This is a genomic window from Campylobacter sp. W0066.1 (assembly GCF_024723635.1).
Taxonomy (GTDB): Bacteria; Campylobacterota; Campylobacteria; order Campylobacterales; family Campylobacteraceae; genus Campylobacter_D; species Campylobacter_D lari_C.
In genome coordinates this window covers 53,143-73,668 of record NZ_JANQCW010000005.1, presented here as the reverse complement: position 1 = coordinate 73,668, position 20,526 = coordinate 53,143, and the positions used below count along the sequence as shown (strand labels likewise).

The 20,526-nt window shown below is 29.6% G+C and carries 22 protein-coding genes; 21 read left to right on the top strand and 1 reads right to left on the bottom strand.

Annotated features, from left to right (window positions below):
- Position 1 precedes the first annotated feature (1 nt).
- From nuoD to CAMP18497_RS03160, 12 genes are read left to right on the top strand one after another with little or no spacing between them, the layout of a single operon-like run.
- The gene (gene nuoD / locus CAMP18497_RS03215) at positions 2–1,228 is read left to right on the top strand and encodes an NADH dehydrogenase (quinone) subunit D (RefSeq protein ID WP_337212449.1); all 1,227 of its coding nucleotides are present in this window, start codon (positions 2–4) and stop codon (positions 1,226–1,228) included.
- Positions 1,225–1,452, top strand: a complete 228-nt coding sequence (locus CAMP18497_RS03210) for an NADH-ubiquinone oxidoreductase subunit E family protein (RefSeq protein WP_039619346.1) — start codon at positions 1,225–1,227, stop codon at positions 1,450–1,452. Before nuoD ends, CAMP18497_RS03210 begins: the two co-directional genes overlap by 4 nt.
- Complete coding sequence (locus tag CAMP18497_RS03205; RefSeq protein WP_337212448.1) at positions 1,449–2,165, top strand: hypothetical protein; 717 nt, start codon at positions 1,449–1,451, stop codon at positions 2,163–2,165. The genes CAMP18497_RS03210 and CAMP18497_RS03205 overlap by 4 nt, the downstream gene beginning before the upstream one ends.
- Positions 2,162–4,615, top strand: a complete 2,454-nt coding sequence (locus CAMP18497_RS03200) for an NADH-quinone oxidoreductase subunit G (RefSeq protein WP_337212447.1) — start codon at positions 2,162–2,164, stop codon at positions 4,613–4,615. Before CAMP18497_RS03205 ends, CAMP18497_RS03200 begins: the two co-directional genes overlap by 4 nt.
- A complete protein-coding gene (gene nuoH / locus CAMP18497_RS03195; RefSeq protein WP_337212446.1) occupies positions 4,612–5,610 on the top strand; it encodes an NADH-quinone oxidoreductase subunit NuoH in 999 nt (332 codons plus the stop codon). The genes CAMP18497_RS03200 and nuoH overlap by 4 nt, the downstream gene beginning before the upstream one ends.
- 8 nt (positions 5,611–5,618) lie before the next feature.
- Complete coding sequence (nuoI, locus tag CAMP18497_RS03190) at positions 5,619–6,251, top strand: NADH-quinone oxidoreductase subunit NuoI (RefSeq protein WP_039629100.1); 633 nt, start codon at positions 5,619–5,621, stop codon at positions 6,249–6,251.
- Complete coding sequence (locus CAMP18497_RS03185) at positions 6,244–6,750, top strand: NADH-quinone oxidoreductase subunit J (RefSeq protein ID WP_263693914.1); 507 nt, start codon at positions 6,244–6,246, stop codon at positions 6,748–6,750. Before nuoI ends, CAMP18497_RS03185 begins: the two co-directional genes overlap by 8 nt.
- The gene (gene nuoK / locus CAMP18497_RS03180; RefSeq protein ID WP_039667768.1) at positions 6,750–7,061 is read left to right on the top strand and encodes an NADH-quinone oxidoreductase subunit NuoK; all 312 of its coding nucleotides are present in this window, start codon (positions 6,750–6,752) and stop codon (positions 7,059–7,061) included. The genes CAMP18497_RS03185 and nuoK overlap by 1 nt, the downstream gene beginning before the upstream one ends.
- Entirely contained in the window at positions 7,049–8,851 is a 1,803-nt protein-coding gene (gene nuoL, locus CAMP18497_RS03175) for an NADH-quinone oxidoreductase subunit L (RefSeq protein ID WP_337212445.1), read from the top strand. Before nuoK ends, nuoL begins: the two co-directional genes overlap by 13 nt.
- A 1-nt stretch (position 8,852) precedes the next feature.
- On the top strand, positions 8,853–10,322 hold the full coding sequence (locus CAMP18497_RS03170; RefSeq protein ID WP_337212444.1) for a complex I subunit 4 family protein: 1,470 nt from the start codon (positions 8,853–8,855) through the stop codon (positions 10,320–10,322).
- Positions 10,322–11,719, top strand: a complete 1,398-nt coding sequence (locus CAMP18497_RS03165; RefSeq protein WP_337212443.1) for an NADH-quinone oxidoreductase subunit N — start codon at positions 10,322–10,324, stop codon at positions 11,717–11,719. The genes CAMP18497_RS03170 and CAMP18497_RS03165 overlap by 1 nt, the downstream gene beginning before the upstream one ends.
- Positions 11,720–11,743: 24 nt before the next feature.
- The gene (locus CAMP18497_RS03160) at positions 11,744–14,107 is read left to right on the top strand and encodes a tetratricopeptide repeat protein (protein ID WP_337212442.1); all 2,364 of its coding nucleotides are present in this window, start codon (positions 11,744–11,746) and stop codon (positions 14,105–14,107) included.
- Here CAMP18497_RS03160 and miaA read toward each other — a convergent pair.
- Positions 14,098–14,973: a tRNA (adenosine(37)-N6)-dimethylallyltransferase MiaA gene (miaA, locus tag CAMP18497_RS03155; RefSeq protein ID WP_263677364.1), complete on the bottom strand. Its 876-nt coding sequence runs from the start codon at positions 14,971–14,973 to the stop codon at positions 14,098–14,100. The two genes, CAMP18497_RS03160 and miaA, sit on opposite strands and share 10 nt — an antisense overlap.
- A 69-nt stretch (positions 14,974–15,042) precedes the next feature.
- Here miaA and mqnP point away from each other — a divergent pair, with 69 nt between their 5' ends.
- The 9 genes from mqnP to CAMP18497_RS03110 are packed head-to-tail and all read left to right on the top strand — an operon-like array spanning position 15,043 to position 20,506.
- A complete protein-coding gene (mqnP, locus tag CAMP18497_RS03150) occupies positions 15,043–15,918 on the top strand; it encodes a menaquinone biosynthesis prenyltransferase MqnP (RefSeq protein ID WP_039619329.1) in 876 nt (291 codons plus the stop codon).
- Positions 15,909–16,412, top strand: a complete 504-nt coding sequence (locus tag CAMP18497_RS03145) for a hypothetical protein (protein WP_337212441.1) — start codon at positions 15,909–15,911, stop codon at positions 16,410–16,412. Before mqnP ends, CAMP18497_RS03145 begins: the two co-directional genes overlap by 10 nt.
- Complete coding sequence (locus CAMP18497_RS03140) at positions 16,405–16,926, top strand: hypothetical protein (protein WP_337212440.1); 522 nt, start codon at positions 16,405–16,407, stop codon at positions 16,924–16,926. The genes CAMP18497_RS03145 and CAMP18497_RS03140 overlap by 8 nt, the downstream gene beginning before the upstream one ends.
- A 9-nt stretch (positions 16,927–16,935) precedes the next feature.
- Positions 16,936–17,904 (top strand): GTP 3',8-cyclase MoaA, encoded by a 969-nt coding sequence (gene moaA / locus CAMP18497_RS03135; RefSeq protein ID WP_263674945.1) that lies wholly within the window; start codon positions 16,936–16,938, stop codon positions 17,902–17,904.
- Entirely contained in the window at positions 17,904–18,653 is a 750-nt protein-coding gene (locus CAMP18497_RS03130; protein ID WP_337212439.1) for a 7-carboxy-7-deazaguanine synthase QueE, read from the top strand. Before moaA ends, CAMP18497_RS03130 begins: the two co-directional genes overlap by 1 nt.
- The gene (locus tag CAMP18497_RS03125) at positions 18,650–19,234 is read left to right on the top strand and encodes a 6-pyruvoyl trahydropterin synthase family protein (protein WP_257936213.1); all 585 of its coding nucleotides are present in this window, start codon (positions 18,650–18,652) and stop codon (positions 19,232–19,234) included. Before CAMP18497_RS03130 ends, CAMP18497_RS03125 begins: the two co-directional genes overlap by 4 nt.
- Positions 19,234–19,434, top strand: coding sequence for a hypothetical protein (locus tag CAMP18497_RS03120; protein ID WP_337212438.1), 201 nt, complete (start codon positions 19,234–19,236; stop codon positions 19,432–19,434). Before CAMP18497_RS03125 ends, CAMP18497_RS03120 begins: the two co-directional genes overlap by 1 nt.
- Positions 19,434–19,844 (top strand): hypothetical protein, encoded by a 411-nt coding sequence (locus tag CAMP18497_RS03115; RefSeq protein ID WP_214099233.1) that lies wholly within the window; start codon positions 19,434–19,436, stop codon positions 19,842–19,844. Before CAMP18497_RS03120 ends, CAMP18497_RS03115 begins: the two co-directional genes overlap by 1 nt.
- Positions 19,844–20,506, top strand: coding sequence for a 16S rRNA (uracil(1498)-N(3))-methyltransferase (locus CAMP18497_RS03110; RefSeq protein ID WP_337212437.1), 663 nt, complete (start codon positions 19,844–19,846; stop codon positions 20,504–20,506). Before CAMP18497_RS03115 ends, CAMP18497_RS03110 begins: the two co-directional genes overlap by 1 nt.
- Positions 20,507–20,526 lie beyond the last annotated feature (20 nt).

Below are 20,526 nucleotides of genomic sequence, written 5' to 3'. Positions count from 1 at the left end.
AATGCAAATTTCTACTAAATTAAAACCTTATTATGAAAATATAAGCTTTGAGCGTGAAGATGGTACTATGATAGTAAATCTTGGTCCCCAGCATCCAAGTGCTCATGGAAATTTACGCCTTATTTTAGAACTTGATGGAGAAGAAATCACCAAGGCTGCTCCTTGTATAGGCTATATGCATCGTGGTATGGAAAAAATGGCTGAAAATATGATCTATCAAGAATTTATCCCGACTACTGATAGAATGGATTATATCGCAGCTAGTGCAAATAATTATGCTTATGTAGCTGCTGTGGAAAAACTTTGTGGCTTAGAAATTCCACGCAGAGCAAGTGTGATAAGGATGATTTTGCTTGAGTTAAACCGCATCGCTTCACATTTGTTATGGCTTGCTACACATGCTCTTGATATTGGTGCGATGACAGTATTTTTATACTGCTTTAGAGAGCGTGAATATGTGCTTGATCTAATAGAAAAATATTGCGGGGCAAGACTTACACATTCATCTATGAGAATAGGCGGGGTAATGCTTGATTTACCTGAAGGTTTTTTAGATGAACTTTTAGCATTTTGCAATAAATTTCCAAATGATATAAAAGATTATGAAGCTTTGCTTGATGATAATAGAATTTGGCGTGCAAGAACTGAAAATGTAGGAGTGGTAAGCAAAGAACAAGCGCTAAGTTGGGGTTGTAGCGGGGTTATGCTAAGAGGAAGCGGGATTGCTTATGATGTTAGAAAAGAAGAGCCTTATTTGCTTTATGATGAGGTAGATTTTGGCGTGCCTGTGGCTAAAATGGGTGATTCTTATGCAAGATATAAGGTTTATATGCAAGAATTTAGAGAAAGTTTAAAAATTTTAGTTCAATGTGCTAAGCTTTATCAAGACACTCCGCCTGAAATTTTATGCAATCATCCTGAGTATGTAAGCGCTTCAAAAGAGCAAATCATGACGCAAAATTATTCGCTTATGCAACACTTTGTCCTAGTAAGCCAAGGTTTAAAACCACCAAAAGGAGAGGCGTATGTGCCAACTGAAAGTCCAAAAGGCGAACTTGGATTTTTTATCCACTCAGATGGTAGCGGTAGGCCATATAGATTAAGAGCTAGAACCCCAAGCTTTTTTCATTGTGCGTTTTTAGAAGAAATGCTTGTTGGATCATATTTGGCTGATGCGGTGGCGATTTTAGGAAGTATTAATATAGTTTTAGGTGAGATAGACCGATGAGACGCGTGGATTTAAGAAAAAGTCAAGATTTATTTAAGGATTTAGAACAAATCATTCAAAAAGCCTATATGGGTGAAGTTTTAGTGGTTTTGTTTGAAATAGGAGATTTTTCTAATGTAGAAAAAAGTTTTGCTTTCATAAAAGAGCAAAATTGTGAACTTTTAAATTCTTTAAAATTTAATCAAGTAGATTGGACTATAGTTTTTAAAAAGGTAGGACAATGAAATTAGCAAAATATCAAGAAGGCTTAAATGCTTTGTGCTTTGTGGATTTGCTTTCTTTAAAAAATCCTTCGCTTTGCGCTAAGCTTAACAAAAGTAAAAATTATAATATTTCCTGTTTAGAAGATAAAAATTTAAAAGCAAGCTTTTATAAATGCGAGATTGCAAGTGTGCCTTTCGTGCTTGCTTTGCTTTGTAAGATGGGTTTAGAGGTTGAATTTAACGAGCTTGATGAGGGTTATTTAAGTGCTGAATCTTGCTTTGGCGAAGAAGAGGCTTTAGAGATTTTAGAGTTTTTAAAAGAAGCAAAATGTATTATTTTTGATGAAAATTTATACCAACATAAAGACTTTGAAAATATTAAGTATTTTTTAGAAAAACTTTGTCATAAATTTAATCTTTTGCTAATTTGCTCTAATGAAAATGAAGAAAATTTGTCAATACAAAATTCTTTTAGTGAGCTTTTAGAACTTGATAATTTTGATGGAACTATCATCATGCAAGCACCTTTAGGGGATAAAAATTTGCATTGCTCTTCTTCTTTTGCTTTAATTGCCAAGGTTAAAGATGAGGATAAAATTAATTTAAAAATAAACACTCAAGAATTTACAACTATAGTAAAAATCAATCATGATTTAAAAGGCACGGTAGCTTTATTTGATTATGAAAGCGCTGATTTTGCTTTTTCAAAAGCTCAAGTTAAGGTTATAAAATGAAAGTTATCATTAATGGTATAGAATGTGAGGCAAATGAGGGTGAGTATATCTTAAATGTCGCAAGAAAAAATGATATTTTCATTCCTGCAATTTGTTATTTAAATGGTTGTTCTCCAACACTTGCATGTCGTATGTGTATGGTAGAAGCTGATGGTAAAAAGGTTTATTCTTGTAATACTAAAGTTAAAGAAGGTATGGTAGTAGAGAGTGATTTGCCAAATTTATGGGATGAGCGCAATGCTATCATGCAAGCATATTGTATCAACCACCCTTTACAATGTGGGGTATGTGATAAATCTGGCGAATGTGAGCTTCAAAACTTTACACACAAGGCAAGAGTAAATGTGCAAAATTATTGGATTAAAGATACCCATAAAGAGCATAAAAAATGGGGCGAGATTAATTATGATCCAGCTTTATGTATAGTGTGCGAAAGATGTATCACAGTTTGTAAAGATAAAATAGGTGAAAGTGCTTTAAAAACTACTCCAAGAGGAGCAAATGCACCTGATGCAAGTTTTAAAGAAAGTATGAGTAAAGATGCGCTAGCGATTTGGACTAAATTTCAAAAGAGTTTAATTGCGCCAAGTAGCGGTAATATGCTTGATTGTTCTTTTTGTGGAGAATGTACAAGTGTATGCCCAACAGGAGCCTTGGTGGGTTCGGCTTTTCAATATACATCTAATGCTTGGGAATTAAAGAAAATTCCAGCTAGTAATCCCCATTCTAGTGATTGTGAGTTGATGTATTATGATATTAAACAAACTAGTATTAATAATCAAAAAGAAAAAATTTATAGAGTGAGCAATGACTTTGCTTTTGCTACGCTAAATAAAGCTGCAAGATATGGTTTTAATACCCAAAATGAAGTTCAAGATAAAGATGAAAAAACCTTTCAAAAATTAGTAAATATGATAAAAAATGATGAAATAAAAAATATTTTATTTAATAGTTTTATTACTAACGAAGAAGCTTTAATCTTGCAAAATTTAAGTAAAAAATTTAATCTTAATCTTATAAACCATGAAGCTAAAAAATTCCAAGATTTCCTAGCTTGTTTTTATCAAAATGCAAATGCAATGTATAATGCAAATACAGACGATATCACTCAAAGTGATTTTTTAATCATCGTAGGTTCATTTTTACGCTATGATGCGCCAACGCTAGGATATAAAGTTAATAACGCTTTAGTGATGAATAAAGGTGCAGGGCTATATTTTCACCCTATAAAAGATAAAGGTGTGGATAAATATTCTAAAAATTTCTTGCAGATTAATCATGATATTAAAGATAATGAAAGTATTTTATTATTTATCTTGCAAAAATTTGCCAAAGAGCTTCCACAAGATTTTAAAAATACATTAGAAAATGCGTATTATCAAGGCACTAAAGAAATAGAAGAAACTATTAATGAAGAAGTTATTGAAAAGATAGAAAAGCAAAATGAAAATGGTGCAACTATTATAGAAGAAGTTAAAAAACTTGTGCCTAAAAAAATTAAAAAAATCATAGAGGTGCAAAGATCAAATTATGCGAAAAATCTTGGTATAGATGAGGATATTTTAGAAACTTTGCTCGCAAAAAAGCAAAAATTTACACTTATTATAGGAAGTGATTTTTACTATGATGAGCAAAGTGTAAAGCTAGCAAAACTTTGTGCTTTGGTGCAAAAATATACTGATTTTAAAGTCTTTTTAAATCCAACTTGCACCAATACTTTAGGCGTGAGTTTGATTTGTGATTTAAGTCAAGATTTTCAAGCGGGAAAAACACTAGGTTATAACGAAAAAGGCGATTTTACTTTTTCTTATGATGGGCATTTTGATCTTGCAAGTTCTAGTTTAAATCAACAAGAAGGTAGCTTTGTAAATTATGACAAAAGATTAGTTCCTACAAATGCAGCTTTAGAATTTAAAGGTTATTTTTTAAATGATTTAGCAAATGCTTTAGATTTTGATGAGGAATTTACGATCAACTATACTAAATTTTTACCACAAAATAAAGGCTTTAAGGCAATTGATTTTGACGAGTTAGAAAATCATTATGATAATGGTGGGGTAAATCATAGAGGTTATGAGCTTGATTTTTCCCATTTTGAGTTTGAAAAAACATTAAGCGTTCAAGAAATTAAAGAGCAAAATGAAGGAAATTTGACTTTATATCATGCAAATAGCATTCATCAGTTTTCAAAGCTTAGTAATAGGGCTTTTAATGAGGTTGGAGCTTTATTTTTATCGTCTGATTTAATGCAAAAATTTGATTTAAACCAAGATGATAGTGTTATTTTAAAAAATGAAAAAACTCAAATTGCTATAAGTGTAAAATGCGATGAATCTTTAGAAAATGGCGCGTATTTGGGGGATTATGATAGTAAGATTGATTATAAATCTTTATTTGATAATACTCGATATGCAAAAGTTTGGCTTGAAAAAGCAGGAGCTAAAATATGAGCGATATTACTTTTTTTATTATAGAAACAATTATCAAATGCATACTTGTTATAGCTATTTTTGCTACTTTAGCAGGCTTGGCAACTTATCTTGAAAGAAAGGCTTTGGCTTTATTTCATCGTCGTTTAGGGCCTGATATGGTAGGTCCTTTTGGATTGCTTCAAGTAGTTGCTGATATGATTAAGCTTTTTACTAAAGAAGATATAGTGCCAACTTATGCTCAAAAAGTGGTGTTTTTAATCGCTCCATTGATTGCAGCAATTTGTGCTTTTGTGGCAATTGCAGCTATACCTATTTTTCCTGAATTTACTTTATTTGGTAGAGTGATTCGTCCTATTATCGCTGATATTAATGTGGCCTTATTATTTGTCATAGGTATGGGCGGGGTTGGTTTTTATGCGATTTTTTTAGGAGGCTTGGCTAGTAATAATAAATGGTCATTGTTAGGTGGGGCAAGAGGACTTGTTTCTATTATCTCTTATGAGAGTGTTGCAGGACTTTCTTTGGTATGTGTTGTAATGCTTGTTGGTTCTTTATCTTTAGTAGATATTAATAATTATCAAAGTGAAGGCATACTTTCTTGGCTTATTTTTAAACAGCCTTTAGCTTTTATTTTATTTGTAATAGCCATTTTTATAGAAACTAATAGAACTCCACTTTGTTTAAGCGAAAACGAAACTGAACTTGTTTCAGGTTATGGCACTGAATATAGTGGGCTTAGATGGGGTATGTTTTTTATCGGAGAATATACAGCCATGATCACTGGAGCGATTATGATATCGCTTTTATTTTTGGGTGGATTTAATGATTTTTGGATTATACCAGGGGCTATTATGATGCTTTTGAAAGTTTCTTTTGTGTTCTTTTGGTATTTTTGGGCTAGAGGGGCTTTTCCGCAACTGCGTCCTGATCAAGTAATGAGAATGTGTTATTTGATTTTAATTCCTTTAGCGGTTTTAAATTTATTAATTAGTGCTTTAGTACTTGTGATATAGGAAAAACAATGAAAAAAGGTTATTTTAAAGTAGATTTTGAGCGTAAAAATCCTCAAAATGCTTATGAAAAATTCATACAAGTAATCAAGCGTTCTTTGAATACAGAACTTTTTGTAGGTTTATTTGTCGTATTAAGAGAAATGTTTAAAAAGAACAATAGTGCAACGATTAAATATCCTATGGAAAAAGTTGCTTTAGATAATCGCTACCGTGCGGTACATCGTTTGATGCGTTTTATTGAAAGTGAAAATGAATGTTGTATTGGTTGTGGCTTGTGCGAAAAAATTTGTATTAGTAATTGCATAAGAATGGAAACAAGTTTAAGCGAAGATGGTCGTAAAAAGGTTGAAAATTATAGTATTAATTTAGGACGTTGTATTTATTGTGGCTTTTGTGCTGATGTTTGTCCTGAACTTGCTATTGTACATGGTAAAGAGTATGAAAATGCAGCAGAACAAAGATCTTATTTTGGTCAAAAGCAAGATTTTTTAACTCCTATCGATGAGCTTAAAAATCAAGTGGTATTTGAGGGAAGTGGTAGTTTAAGAAAAGATGCTGATGATTTAGTAAAGAAAACTCCAAATTATTATGAGATAGATTTGCAAAGACAGCAAGATACCCCAAAGGAAGAAAATGTTTGAAACGATAGCTTTTTGTCTGTTAAGTGTTTTGGTATTGGGATTTTTTCTAATTAGTGTTTTAAGTACTAGTGTGCTTTATGCTATTAGTTCTTTGGCTGCGGCTATGGTTTTTTTAAGCGGATTTTATTTTTTACTTAATGCTGAATTTATTGGAGCAATTCAAATTATCGTTTATAGTGGGGCTATTTTAGGTCTTTATAGTTTTGCTATGATGTTTTTTGATGCTTCGATAAAAGTAAAGGAAAGTCTAAAAGGTAAAAGAGTATTTATTTTTGCTGTGGTTTTTAGTGCTATTTTGTTAATTAGTATTATTATGGGTTATAATTTTGGTTTAAATGAAACTAATGAAGTTTATGGTCTTGATTCAACCCAGCAAATAGGTTTTGCCCTATTTACAAAATACATGCTTGCTTTTGAATTTATGGCAATTTTGCTCTTAATAGCTTTAATTTGCGCAATAGCACTTACTCAAAAAAATATAAAAAAGGATGAGCAATGATGTTAGAAAAATACTACATTGTGGCTATTTTGATGTTTATCATTGGTCTAATAGGTATTATAAAACGCCAAAATTTAATTATGCTTTTTATTTCAAGTGAAATTTTATTAAATGCTGCTAATTTGGCCTTAGTTACAGCAGGGGCTTCCCATAAAGATATAGAAGGACAAATTTTTGCTTTATTTGTAATGGGGGTTGCAGCTTGTGAAGTAGCTGTTGGGATAGCACTTTGTGTTTTATGGTATAGAAAAACAGGAACACTAGAGCTTAGCTCTTTAGCTGAAAAAGGAGAGTTAAAATGCAAAATTTAGCCTTAATTGCACTTTTTTCTCCTTTGGTTTCAGCTATTGTTTTAGGTATTTTTGCTTTTAGTGCTAAGAAAATTATTTTAGGTTATTTGGCTTCTTTATTTATAGCTTTTTCAGCATTTGCTTCAATTATTTTATTAAGCAATGGGGTGCATTTTAACTTTGAACTTGGCACTTGGATATCTTTAGTAGATGTTAGTTTTGGTTTTAAAATAGACTCCATTACTTTAATTATGATGAATGTAGTAAGTATAGTTGCTACTTTTGTGCATTTATATAGTATATTTTATATGGAGCATGATGAAGGGTTTAATCGCTATTTTAGTTATTTAGGACTTTTTGTTTTTTCTATGATGTTTTTGATTATGAGTGATAATTTCTTAGGACTTTTCATAGGTTGGGAAGGTGTTGGACTTTGCTCATGGCTTTTGATAGGTTTTTGGTATCATAATGAAAAATATACCTTTGCTGCTAATGAAGCATTTATCATGAATAGAATTGCAGATTTGGCTTTGCTTTTAGGAATTTTCTTAATTTATATAGAGTTCAATTCTTTAAAATACGATGAGTTTTTTACCCTTTTGTCTTTAGGGCATGAAAATGATATGATTTTGATTTTGATAGCGCTTTTGCTTTTTGTGGGTGCTATGGGTAAATCAGCGCAATTTCCTTTCCATACTTGGCTTGCTGATGCTATGGCAGGACCTACACCAGTTTCAGCGCTAATCCATGCTGCGACTATGGTTACTGCGGGAGTTTATTTAGTAATTCGCGCAGGAGAGCTTTATTTGCAAGTTCCTGAAGTAGGGTATTTTATCGCTATACTTGGAGCTTTTGTAGCGCTTTTTGCTGCTTCTATGGCTATGGTAGCTAAAGACTTAAAAAGAATTATTGCTTATTCAACACTTTCTCAACTTGGGTATATGTTTGTAGCAGCAGGTCTTGGAGCTTATGCTATAGCTTTATTTCATCTAGTAACTCATGCATTTTTTAAATCTTTATTATTCTTAGGTGCAGGTAATGTAATGCATGCGATGAATGATAAGCTTGATATTAGCAAAATGGGTGGGCTTTATAAAAGTATGCGTTTTAGTGCTATTTTAATGCTTATAGGCTCTTTGGCTTTGGCAGGAATTTATCCTTTTGCAGGATTTTTCTCTAAAGATTTAATTTTAGGATTTTCTTTTATAAGTCATCATCATGGAATTTTCTTAGTGCTTTTAATAGCAGCTTTTATGACAGCTTTTTATAGTTTTAGACTTTTAATGCTTGTATTTTTTACTCCAAAAAGACATGAAGAGCATCCTCATGAAGCTAGTAAAATAGCCTTGCTTGCGATGAGTCCTTTGGCTTTACTTGCTATTATTGCAGGGTTTTTTGAGCATAGTTTTATGGAGTTTGTAAGTCAAAACTTAGCTTTTATTGATGGACAAAATTCTTTAGTTATGGTGCTTGCAAGTACTGTTGCAGTGCTTGGAGTGCTTTTAGCTATCATAGCTTATTGGAAAAATTGGTTTAAACCATCACTTTCTAAAACAAGCATTTATAAGCTTTTGTTTAATGAATACTATATACCAAGGTTTTATCATCAATTTATTGTTAGTAAATATGCTTTATTTTGTGAATTTTTAAGAAAAGCTGATAAAGAAATTTTAGACACTTTGGTAGATAGTGTTGCATTTTTCCTTAAAACTTTTGCTAGGACTCTTAGCATAGGTAAGGATTATTCTTTGGTTTTAAGAATTACAGTGTTGGCTTTTGTATGTTTATTTTGTTTAGCGTTGGCGGTGTAAAATGCTTAGTTTATTAATGTTATTTCCATTTTTTGCAGCTTTTATAGCTTTGTTTTTGCAAAAAGAAGATAGCAAGTCTTTTGCTGTTTTAGTTAGTTTTTTGATTTTAGTTTTTAATGTTTTTTTGTTGTTTAATTATCATGGTGGTATAGCTTATGAGTTTAGTTTAAATTCTTTAATAGTTAATTTTCATATCGGTGTAGATGCTATAGCGCTTTATTTGATGTTGCTTTGTTCTATTATGATTTTTTTATCTTTTATATGTTTGGATATTCAAGATAAAAGTGTTGTAGTAAGTATATTTTTATTGCAATTTTGTATTATAGGGCTTTTTGCTTCATTAGATGCTTTATTATTTTATGTATTTTGGGAGTTTTCTCTTATACCGCTTATTTATTTAATAGGCAGATATTCAGATAATTATAAAGCAGGGATTAAATTTTTCATTTATGCATTTTGCGGTTCTATGCTTATGCTTTTAGCGATTATTTATGTAGGGTTTTTGTATTATCAAAGTTTTGGGTATTGGAGTTTTGATTTACTTGCTTGGTATAAGAGTGAATTTTTCATACCTGAAAGTGTGCAAAATTTAATCTTTATAGGATTTTTTATCGCTTTTGCGATTAAAAGTCCTTTATTTCCTTTCCACACTTGGGCGCCAAAAGTTTATGCAAAAAGTCCGACTTTAGTATCTGTAATGCTTGTTAGTTTTAAAATGGCTCCTTTTGGATTTTTAAGATTTATCTTGCCTTTAACACCTGATACTTTAAATCATTATTATTCTTTGCTTGCTATTTTATGTATAGTTGGAATTTTATATGCAGCTTTAATTGCCTTTAAAACCAAGGATTTAAAAGAATTAATCGCTTATAGTTCAATTTCGCATTTGGGTGTGGTGATTTTAGGTATTGTGACTTTTACTTATAATGGGGTAAGTGGTTCTGTATTTTACATGTTTGCACATGGTATAGTAACAGGTGGTTTGTTTTTGGCTGCTTATATGCTTTATAAAAGATATCATACTTTTGATTTAGACTTTTATAAAAATTTAGCTAAAACAGCTCCAGTGTTTAGTTTTTTCTTTGCAGTGCTATTATTTTCATCTATTTCATTACCTTTGACCATTTCTTTTGTAGGTGAGTTTTTAATTTTACAAGGCATAGCAAGCGTAAATTTATGGTATGCATTATTTGCAGGTGGTGTGATCATTTTAGGGGCTATTTATATGCTAAATATTTATAGAAATATGTTTTTTGCCACTAACGCAGAAAAAATGGAGAAATTAGTATTAAAAAAAGGCGAAATTTTTGTGTTGAGTATTTTAAGTGCTTTGGTAATTTATTTAGGGATAGCTCCAAGTGCTATGCTTGATCAAATTGCTTTGAATGTAAATAGCATTCTTGAGGTTATGCAAACAAGAAATATTGCAATAGAAAATCAAAAAATCATAGATGATATAAGAGGTTTTTAATGAGTGGCTTTAGTTTAGAAAAATTGAATTTTGTATTATTATTTCCTGTGTTGTCATTGCTTTTTTGGGCTATTGCTTTACTTTTATTGGGTGCGTTTAAAAAACTTTCTAGAAATTTTTATATAGGAGTAAGTGTTATAGCTTTGCTTAGCACCTTATGTTTTTTATTGCTTTATAATGGCTTTGTTTTAGATAATTCTCATGCTTTTTTTGGTTTATTTGTAAGCGATAATTATGCAATTTTTGCTCAATTAGTTATTTTAGTTTTTTCTATGCTTTATTTATTGATGGACAAAGATGAGCAAAAGCCAGAGTTTTTTTCTTTATTTTTATTTATGGTTGCGTCTTTGATATTAATGGTATCAAGCACTAATTTAATCGTAATTTTCCTAGCATTAGAAGGTTCTTCTTTAGCTCTTTATACATTAATAGCTTTAAGAGGAACTCATAATGCTATTAGCTCTAGTATAAAGTATTTTACTCTAGCTGCGGTGGGAGCTGGGTTCTTTGTCTTTGCTTGTGCTTTTGTGTATTTAAAAACTAAGTCTTTGGATTTAGATAATTTATTGCATTCTGAATACATTTCAGATCCTATCTTGCTTTGTGCTGGAGTAATGTTTTTAGTTATTGTTGGGGTAAAGCTTTCTATCGCACCTTTTCATTTTTGGTTAAAAGATGTGTATTATGGGGTGCATACAAATTTTATAGCATTTATATCTATAGTACCAAAAATAGCTATGATAATAGTAGTTTTAAGAATTTTTTCTGCTTTGGGTGGTGGGGTAAAATTTGAATATATAGTAGCATTGCTAGCGATTTTTTCTATGCTTGCTGTAAGTATAGTAGCTTTAATCCAAAAAGATGTAAAAAAAATGCTTGCATATAGTTCTATTACTCATTCTTCTTTTATATTAGCAGTTATTGTTTCTAGTATGAGTGTAAGTTCTCAAGGAGATGGGACTTCTTATTTGCTTTCAATTTTTGCTTTGTTTGTGTATTGGATTTCTTTTGCTTTTGCAAATTATGGAATTTTTTTGATATTGAGTTTATTTCAAAAAAGTTCATTTGAGAGCTTTTCGGGCTTGTTTGATCAAAGACCGGTATTGTCTATAATGTTAGCTATATTTATTTTATGTATAGCAGGTATTCCACCTTTTGGGATTTTTTGGGGTAAAATTTTAATTTTAGCTTCTATTTTAAATTCAGGTTATTATGTGCTTGTATTTGCTATAGCTTTAAGTTCTATGATTATGCTTTATGCTTATTTGAAAATTTTAATTTATGTTTTTTTCAAAAAAGCTCAAATTATAGAAAGTGCAAACTTAGATGTAAAACAAAAGATTATTTTGTGCTTGTGTTTGATTGGAAGTGTTTCTTGCGTGTTTTTGCTTTTGTAAAATAATATTGCTATAATCACGCTTATGATAAGGGTTTTATTTTTATTTTTATTAAGTATAACTTATACATTTTCTTTTGAAATTATTGTTAATAAAGGGGAAGAACACAAGCGTCCCTTTACACTTTTGCATTTAAAAGATAATAAAGATTTTACCTGTAAAAATGTTTTTGAATTTGAAAAGACCCATTTTGAATGTAATGTTTTGGGTGTTAGTAATATGCAATTTCAAAATAAAGAGTTTGATGATTTTACAATTTATTTTGAAAAGCACCAAACCTTTTTGACAATCAAAATCTATCCTAAAATTTTAGCTAAGATGTTTAACTATTCCCAAGATATTTTTAATGCAAAAGAAATTCAAAGTCAAAGTGGAGATACTTCTAAACACTTTGTGTTTATTTTTACTAAAGATTTAAGATATTACAAACCTAGCGATGGGCTTGATTTTGATATTTATTTTGATGATGGATTAATGCCCTTTATTGGAGCTTTAGATTTAAATTCTAACCCTATGGAAACTTCTAAAAGCGCAGATTTTAACGCTTATTTTAGTATAAAACAAGAATATGAGGCAAAAAAATATGATCAAGTATTAAGAGATACTGTTAATGCTATTAAGCGTTATCAAGGTAGTGTATTTATGAATGAATTTGAGCTTTATAAGTTAAGAGCGCAAAATAAACTTTATACTTATGAACTTGATAAAGACCAAGTAATTTTAGAACAAATGTTAGATGATGCTAAAAGATGGGTGAGAACTTATATTAACGATAAAGATTATACAGAAGTGATGTATATTATGATGAGAGTTTATATGGGTTTATCACAAAGATCAAATGTTGAATATATTATAGATACTTTAAATACTGAGCATAAAGGCGATAAATACACTATAATGGCTTTGCTTGATTATGCAGATTATTTATATCATTTGGGTAAAAAAAATACCGCAAATAATATTTATCAAGATGTGTATTATTCTACTCCAAATGCAGATTTAGCCAGTAGGGCAGCTTTATTTTTATCAAAAAATTATTTAGAAACTCAAAATACAAAAGAAGCAAAAGAATTAGCAAATAAAATTTTAGAATCAAATCCTGAATTTTTCATGAGTGATTTGGAAAATTCCTTATTATTAGCTAAAGCTTTTGCTAATAATAGGGTTTATGATTTAAGTTCTAAAATTTATGAGTATATTTTTACGCATTTAACTAAGGTAGATAAAGAATATGAAAAAGTGCTAAAAGATCTTGCTTTGGCTTTATTAAATGCAAATGAGCATACCAAGGCTCAAAAATATTTAGATCTTTATGCAGAAGATTTTCCTTTGGGTGAATATGTAAGTTTAATCAAAGAAGCGCAAGATAAAAACTTTTTATATTTAAAAGATGCTAATGCAAGTTTTTTACATCAAAGATATGAAGAAATTATGAAAAAATATGCTGGAGAAATTTCTAGTAAGGCGCTGTTTGATAATGTAAAATTGTATTTTCAAGAAAAAAATTATGAAAAAGTTGTAAGTTATCAAAAAGACATTGAAAAATACTCTAATAAAGAAGTTAAAAATCTTTTAGAACAAGCTGCTATTTTAGTTTTAGAACAAAAATTAAAAAATGATGAATGTTTAGCTGCTATTAAAATATATGATGATTTTAAAGTTTATAATGTAGGGGGTAAAATACAAAATAAAAAGCAAATGCTTGAATGTTTTAAACGCACAACGCGCATAGAAGAAGCTAAAAAATACATAGTGGAAAATGAAAATGATGATATTATTTTTTATAAGCTTCAAAGTGCTGATTTAGCTCTTAAAGATAAGCGTTATAGCTTTGTTATAAAAACAATTAACGATATTTTAAACACAAGAACGATTATTAGTGATAATGAAAAATTTGAAGCAAATTATATTAAATTTTTTGCTGAGCTTAGATTACAAGATTATAATGCTATGATAAGAACTTTGCAAAAATTAGAGCAATTTCCTATGAATTATCGTATGGTGGAATTATATTATGAGTTTTTGCGTTATTGTGAAAAAAATAATTTTCTAACCAGCATTTTAACTTATGCTCCAAAGGCTATTGACTATCAAAATTTAAAAGGGGTGAATCTTTTTAGTCCTGATTTAGAATTTATCTATATCAAAGCTTTAAAACAAAACAATCAAGCCCAAAAAGCCTTAACTTTATTTAAAGATTTACTTGCTAATCCTTTAAAAGATGATGAGCGCGCAAGAGCTTTTTATACGCAAAGTAATATTTATGAAGATTTAAAAGATGTGCAAAATCAAAAGCAAAGTTTGCAAAATTGTATAGATATTAATGCAACAAGCAATTGGCAAAATTTGTGTAAAGATAAATTAAATGTCTTAAATACTCAGCCTTGATATTTTTTTAAAATATAAGCTTTTAAATTCTCATAAGCATTTTGAAAATCTAAAATTTCTTTATTGAATTTTTTATTAAAAGTTCTTTGTCTTTTAGCAAGTTGTCTTGTGTGAATGATGATGAGCTCTTCAAGCTCATTTAAATTTATTTTTTTATCTAAAAACTCTTTGCATTCTTTTAAACCTATGGAATTTAGTGCTTTTAAATTATGATCATAATTATCAAATAACATTTTAGCTTCATCTACTAAACCCTCATTTAGCATATTTTTAGTGCGCTTAATAATGCGTTTTTCTAAAAGATCTTTTTGCCAAGAAATTTCAAAAATATCAAGTTTTTTAATCAAAGCTTCTTGTTTGGTTTCTTTTAAAACTTCACTTGGAATTTTATTAGTTTGCTCATAAATTCCAAGCCATTTTTTCAAACGATAAGTATCGTTTTTTTTTATTTTTGCTTGTGAATCAATTTTTATCATTAAATGATAAATTTCATCATTACTTAGTGCGCTTTGGCTTTCTTTGAAATTTTCACTCAAGCCATCCATTAAAGCTTTTAAATAAAAACTAGTTCCACCTGTGATAATAAGCATTTGATTATTTTTTTGGGCAAAAGCTTTTGCTTTTTTGTATTCTTCAAAAAACAAAGCGATGTTAAAATGCTCATTGACATTTAATAAATTTATGCCAAAATAATCAAGCTCATCTAGGGTTTTTTGCTCTGTTTTGGCTGAAGCGATGTTGATTTGTTTATATACACAAAGACTATCAAGGCTTAAAATACTTGCGTTAAATTCATAAGCTAGTTTATTAGCAAGTTCTGTTTTGCCACTTGCAGTAGTTCCAATGAGTGCAAATTCAAAAAACATCGTAAAAATATCCTAAATTTAAAATTATTTTAGTAAAATCATAACAAAAATATATTATAAAGAGAAAAAATGCCTATATTAAAAGAAAAATTAAAAGATATTTTAGATTTGATTGTTTTTAAGCATTCTATTTTTGCCCTACCTTTTTTATTTACTTCAATGATTGTAGCTTCTGTTATTTTAAATGATAGTACTTGGTTTGGTTTTAAGGCTTTATTTTTGGGTATTATTTGTGCAGTGAGTGCAAGAAATTTTGCAATGGCGATTAATCGTTTGATGGATGAGGATATTGACAAAAATAACCCAAGATGTGCAAATAGACCTAATATCGATGGACGTATAGGTAAAACTAGTATTTTACTTTTTATTATTTTAAATGCTATTATTTTTGTTTTGGCAAGCTATTTTATTAATAAATTAGCCTTTGCTCTTTCTTTGCCGGTATTATTTATTTTAGCTATTTATTCAGCTTTTAAAAGATTTTCATCCTTAGCGCATTTAGTATTAGGATTTTGCTTAGGGCTTGCTCCTATTGCAGGTAGCATTGTAGTTTTGGGAAGTATTGAAATTTATAGTGTGATTTTGTGTTTGGGTGTTACTTTTTGGACAGCTGGATTTGATTTGCTTTATGCTTTGCAAGATATGGAATATGATAAAAAAACAGGTTTGCACTCTATACCTGCTAAATTTGGACTTGAAGCAACCTTATTTATCTCAGCATTTTGTCATGTTTTGGCAGTACTTTTTTGGCTTTTATTTGTTTGGGTGGCTCCAACGGGAAATATTGCTTTTTTAGGTGTGATAATTAGTGCGATTATTTTATTTTTTGAGCACCGCATTGTTAGAAAGAATTTTGCAAAAATTGATAAAGCATTTTTTACTTTAAATGGGTATTTAAGTATAGTGTTTTTTATATTTATTTGGGTTGATCTTTTATGGAGATAAAATTTTTTAAAAGCTCGTTAGAGCTTGAGTTTGAAGAGAGCAAAGAAAGATATGAAGAGTTTTTACAAGAATATCTTTCAAGTAATAATTATGTCAATTTAAGTAAATGGAAAAAGCTTGCCTCAAGAGTGGAATTTAGCGAAGGCGAGCAAATTATTTTTGATTTGCTTATGGATATAAAACAAGAATTGTATTTGATAAAAAATGATATCAATAAAACAAAATTATTTACAGATTTAAAATATAAAGCCTTTGTGGTGGGTGTAAATTTTGCACACATTCAGTTTAAAGATAAATGCTTGGCTCAAGATGGGGAATATTATGCAAGATTTGAGTTAAATGGTCAAAAAATTAGTATTTTTTTTAAAGCCTTAAATGAAAATGAAGCAAAAATTACACAAATAAAAGCAGAAGATGAGCTTGTGTATGATAATTTTGTAGCAAATATGCAAAGAGCGATGATTAAGATTTTAAAGGAGCAAGAAAATGGGTAGTGATTTATTATTGTGGCTTGTGGTAGCTTTATTAATTTTTGCTATGTTTGCTTATATGATGATAAAAGAAAAAGAAAATATTGCTAAGATTAATGAGCTTGGTAAGATGATAGAAGATTTAAACAAGCAATATCATTATTTAAAAAAAGAAAGTTTAGAGGAACAAGAGCAAGAAAAAGAAGAAATAGACACTGAAGTTATTAAAGAAGAATTAAAAGAAGAGCTTTTACAAGTATTAGAACAAAAAATCAATCAAAATATCATTCCTATTTTAAGCGCCTTAAAAGAAGTAGAAGAGGTGATTGAAGAATTTCAAAGTGAGCAAAAAAATCGCTTGTTGAATTTAGAACAAAAAACTCAAAGTATTACAAAATTAAGCCCAAGTTATGATAATGAAGAGCAAAAGGTGATAGAGCTTTTTAATCAAAAAAAATCCATTGAGCAAATTGCCAAAGATTTGCGTATAGGTACGGGTAGAGTTGAGCTTATTTTAAAATTTAATAAATTATTATAAAGGCCTTTGATGTTAGTAGATAGCTATGGAAGAGTGATAGATTATTTAAGAATTTCAGTAACACAAAGATGTAATTTTCGTTGCCTTTATTGTATGCCAAAAACTCCATTTGAATGGAGTGCTAAGGAAAATCTTTTATCATTTGAAGAACTTTTTATGTTTGTTAAGGTTTGTATTGATGAGGGGGTTAAAAAAATTCGTATTACAGGTGGTGAGCCTTTAGTAAGAAAAGATTTGCATAAATTTATTGCTATGATTAGTGAGTATAAGCAAGATATAGACTTAGCGCTTACCACTAATGCTTCTTTATTAAAACAACAAGCAAAAGACTTAAAACAAGCAGGCTTAAAAAGAATTAATATTTCTTTAGATACCTTAAAAGAAGAAGTAGCTTTTAAATTAGCCCAAAAAAATATACTTAAAGATGTGTTAAATGGTATTAATGAGGCTTTAGAATTAGGCTTTAATATTAAATTTAACACCGTAGCTCTTAAAGGGATTAATGATAGTGAATTTATCGATCTTTTAGAATTTGCCAAAGCACGCAAAAGCCAAATTCGCTTTATAGAATTTATGGAAAATTATCATGCTTATGGAGATTTAAAAGGCTTAAAATCAGCAGAAATTTTAAATATTATTGCTCAAAAGTATTCTTTTAAACAAGGACAAAAAAGTCCAAATGCACCTGCGACTATTTATGAACTTGAAGATGGATATGAGTTTGGCATCATTGATCCACATAGTCATGATTTTTGCGATAGTTGTAACCGTATAAGGCTTTCAGCCGAAGGGCTTTTAATACCTTGTTTGTATTATGATGAGGCTTTAAGCATTAAAAAGGCTATACGTAATAAAGACATAGTAGGTGCTTGTGAAGTTTTAAAAACCGTGATAAAAAACAAATCAGAAAAAAATAGATGGGCAGAAAATGAAGCCAATCAAAGTTCTACAAGAGCTTTTTATCAAACAGGTGGATAATGGAAGTTGTTGAAACTTTTTTAAGCTTGCAAGGTGAGGGAAAATATAGTGGAAATTTGGCTATATTTGTAAGGTTTGCTGGGTGTAATTTTAACTGCACAGGCTTTGGGGTAAAAAAAGAAAAAGATTCTAAAATGCTTTTGGGCTGTGATACTATAAGAGCTGTCTTTACCAAAGAATTTAAAACTTGTTATAAAACATATACTTCAACAAAGCTTTTTGATGAGGTTTTAAAACTAGCAAATTCACGCAAAGCTATAGTTGTCATTACCGGCGGTGAGCCTTTATTAAATTATCAAAATAAAGATTTTTTGTGTTTTGTTAATTTACTTTTAGAAAATGGTTTTAAGGTGCATTTTGAAACAAATGCAAGTATTGAAATTGACTTTGAAAAATACCCTTTGTATAAAAAATGCTATTTTGCTTTGGGTGTGAAGCTTAGCAATAGTGGTGTAAAAAAAGAAAAAAGGATTAATGAAAAAGCTTTGAAAGCTTTTAAACGCTATGCTAAGGATAGTTTTTATAAATTTGTTTTAGATAAGGATTTTTTACAAGAAAATAAAGCCTTAGGCGAAATCAATGAAATTTTACAAATTTGTGAAAATGAGGTGTTTTGTATGCCTATGGGGTCAAATGAAGAAGAAATTTCTAAAAATGCCTTAAGTGTTGCTGAATTTTGTATAAAAAATGGATATAATTACTCTGATAGATTGCATATTAGAATTTGGGGAGATAAAGAAGGCGTATGATTATTAGAAAAATGTTTGAATTTGAAAATGCTCATATTGTTAGATTTTGTAGCTCCAAGCGATGTAAAACAAGCATACATGGCCATTCTTATAAGGTAGAAATTTTACTTGAGAGTAAATACCTTGACAATGCTGGAATGGTGTATGATTTTGGCTTGTTAAAAGATGAGATAAAACAAATTATTGATAGTTTTGATCATGCTATTACGCTTTTTAAAGATGATGATAAAGTTTATTTAGAAGATATGAAAAAACATTCACAAAGATGGGTAAGTTTACCTGTGAATGTAAGTGCGGAAAATTTTGTACGCATATTTTTTATTTTGATAGATACCTTGCTTTTAAAGACTAAGATGGTCAATGGTGAGCAAGGTGTTAGTTTAAAAAGTATTATTGTGCATGAAACAAGAACAGGCTATGCACAAGGTTTTAGAGAAGATGCTTATAGTGAGTTTTTACCAAAGATTAATCTAGCAGATATTGAATTTTCACAAGCTATAAGTGACGAATGGAAAGATAAAGATTTTTTTAAAAAACTTCAAGATTCAAATTTTGTTTTTGTCAATCAAAAGGAGGTATGATGAAAAAGGTTTTATTGATTGTGCCATTATTGCTTTTTATAGCTTGTTCAAGCCAAGAAAATACAACCACAAAAAAAGAAGTACAAACTGAGCAAGTTCAAATTGAGCAAAGTGATTCTAATGTTATTATAGATGATGAAACGCTTCCTATACCCGTAGATGATGATATCAAAGATGAAAATAATACACAAGGACAGTGATGGATCAAAGTTATGAGTTTTTTTTAGCATTGCATGTGTATAGCCTATATGCAAATGGCTTTTTAATGTTGTTTTATTTATATCTAACTCAAAGTAGTTTTTCACAAGAGTTTATTTTTATAAAAAGAATTCGCCTATTTTTGCCAATTTATTATTTATTTTTAGCAATTACACTTTTTACAGGAAGTTTGCTTTGGGCTTTAAAGCATTTTGAGCTAAATCTCTATATACTTTCTATGTGGTTTTGCTGGATTTTGATTTTTGCTTTGGCTATTTATCAATTTGTTTTATTTAAAAAAGCAAGATTGTTTAAGCGTTATGCTAAATTTAGATTTTTAAGCTTTTTTATTTTGTGTTTGGGAATATTTTTACTTTTTGTGCCTTATTTGCTTCAAAGGTTTTATTTTTAATGCGATTTTTATATCACCCACAAAGTGGTGCTTTAAATTTAGAGCTAGAAAATGAAGCTTTTTTACACTTAAAAGCTAGAAGAATTAAAGTAGGTAATAAAATCATATTAAAAAATTTAAAAGATTTTTTTGCTTATACTTATGAATGCATAGAGCTTTCTAGACGCTCTTGCGTATTAAATTTACTTGATAAAAAAGAAGAAAAACAAGAATTAAAAACGCATTTGCATTTAGCTTTAGCGGTGATTGATCCAAAGATTATAGAAAAAACCTTGCCTTTTTTAAACGAGCTTGAAGTGGCAAAGCTTTCTTTTGTGTATATGGATTACTCACAAAAGAATTTTAAATTAGATTTTAAAAGAATGGAAAAAATTCTTATAGAATCATCCCAACAATGCGGTCGTGCTTCTTTAATGGAGCTTGAAAGCTTTGATGATTTTAAAAAATTTCAACAAGCTTATGAAAATATTGTTTTAATAGACTTTGAAGGTGAAGATTTGATGAGTTTTGAACCTAGTAAGCATGTATTTTTAATAGGCGCTGAAGGTGGATTTTCGCAAAAAGAAAGAGAAGAGAATTTAAAAAAAGCAAAATTACAAGCTAATTTCATACTCAAAGCGCAAACAGCTTTAGTAGGGGTTGCTTCAAAATTCATAATTTAAAAACGCGCTTAAATTTAGCT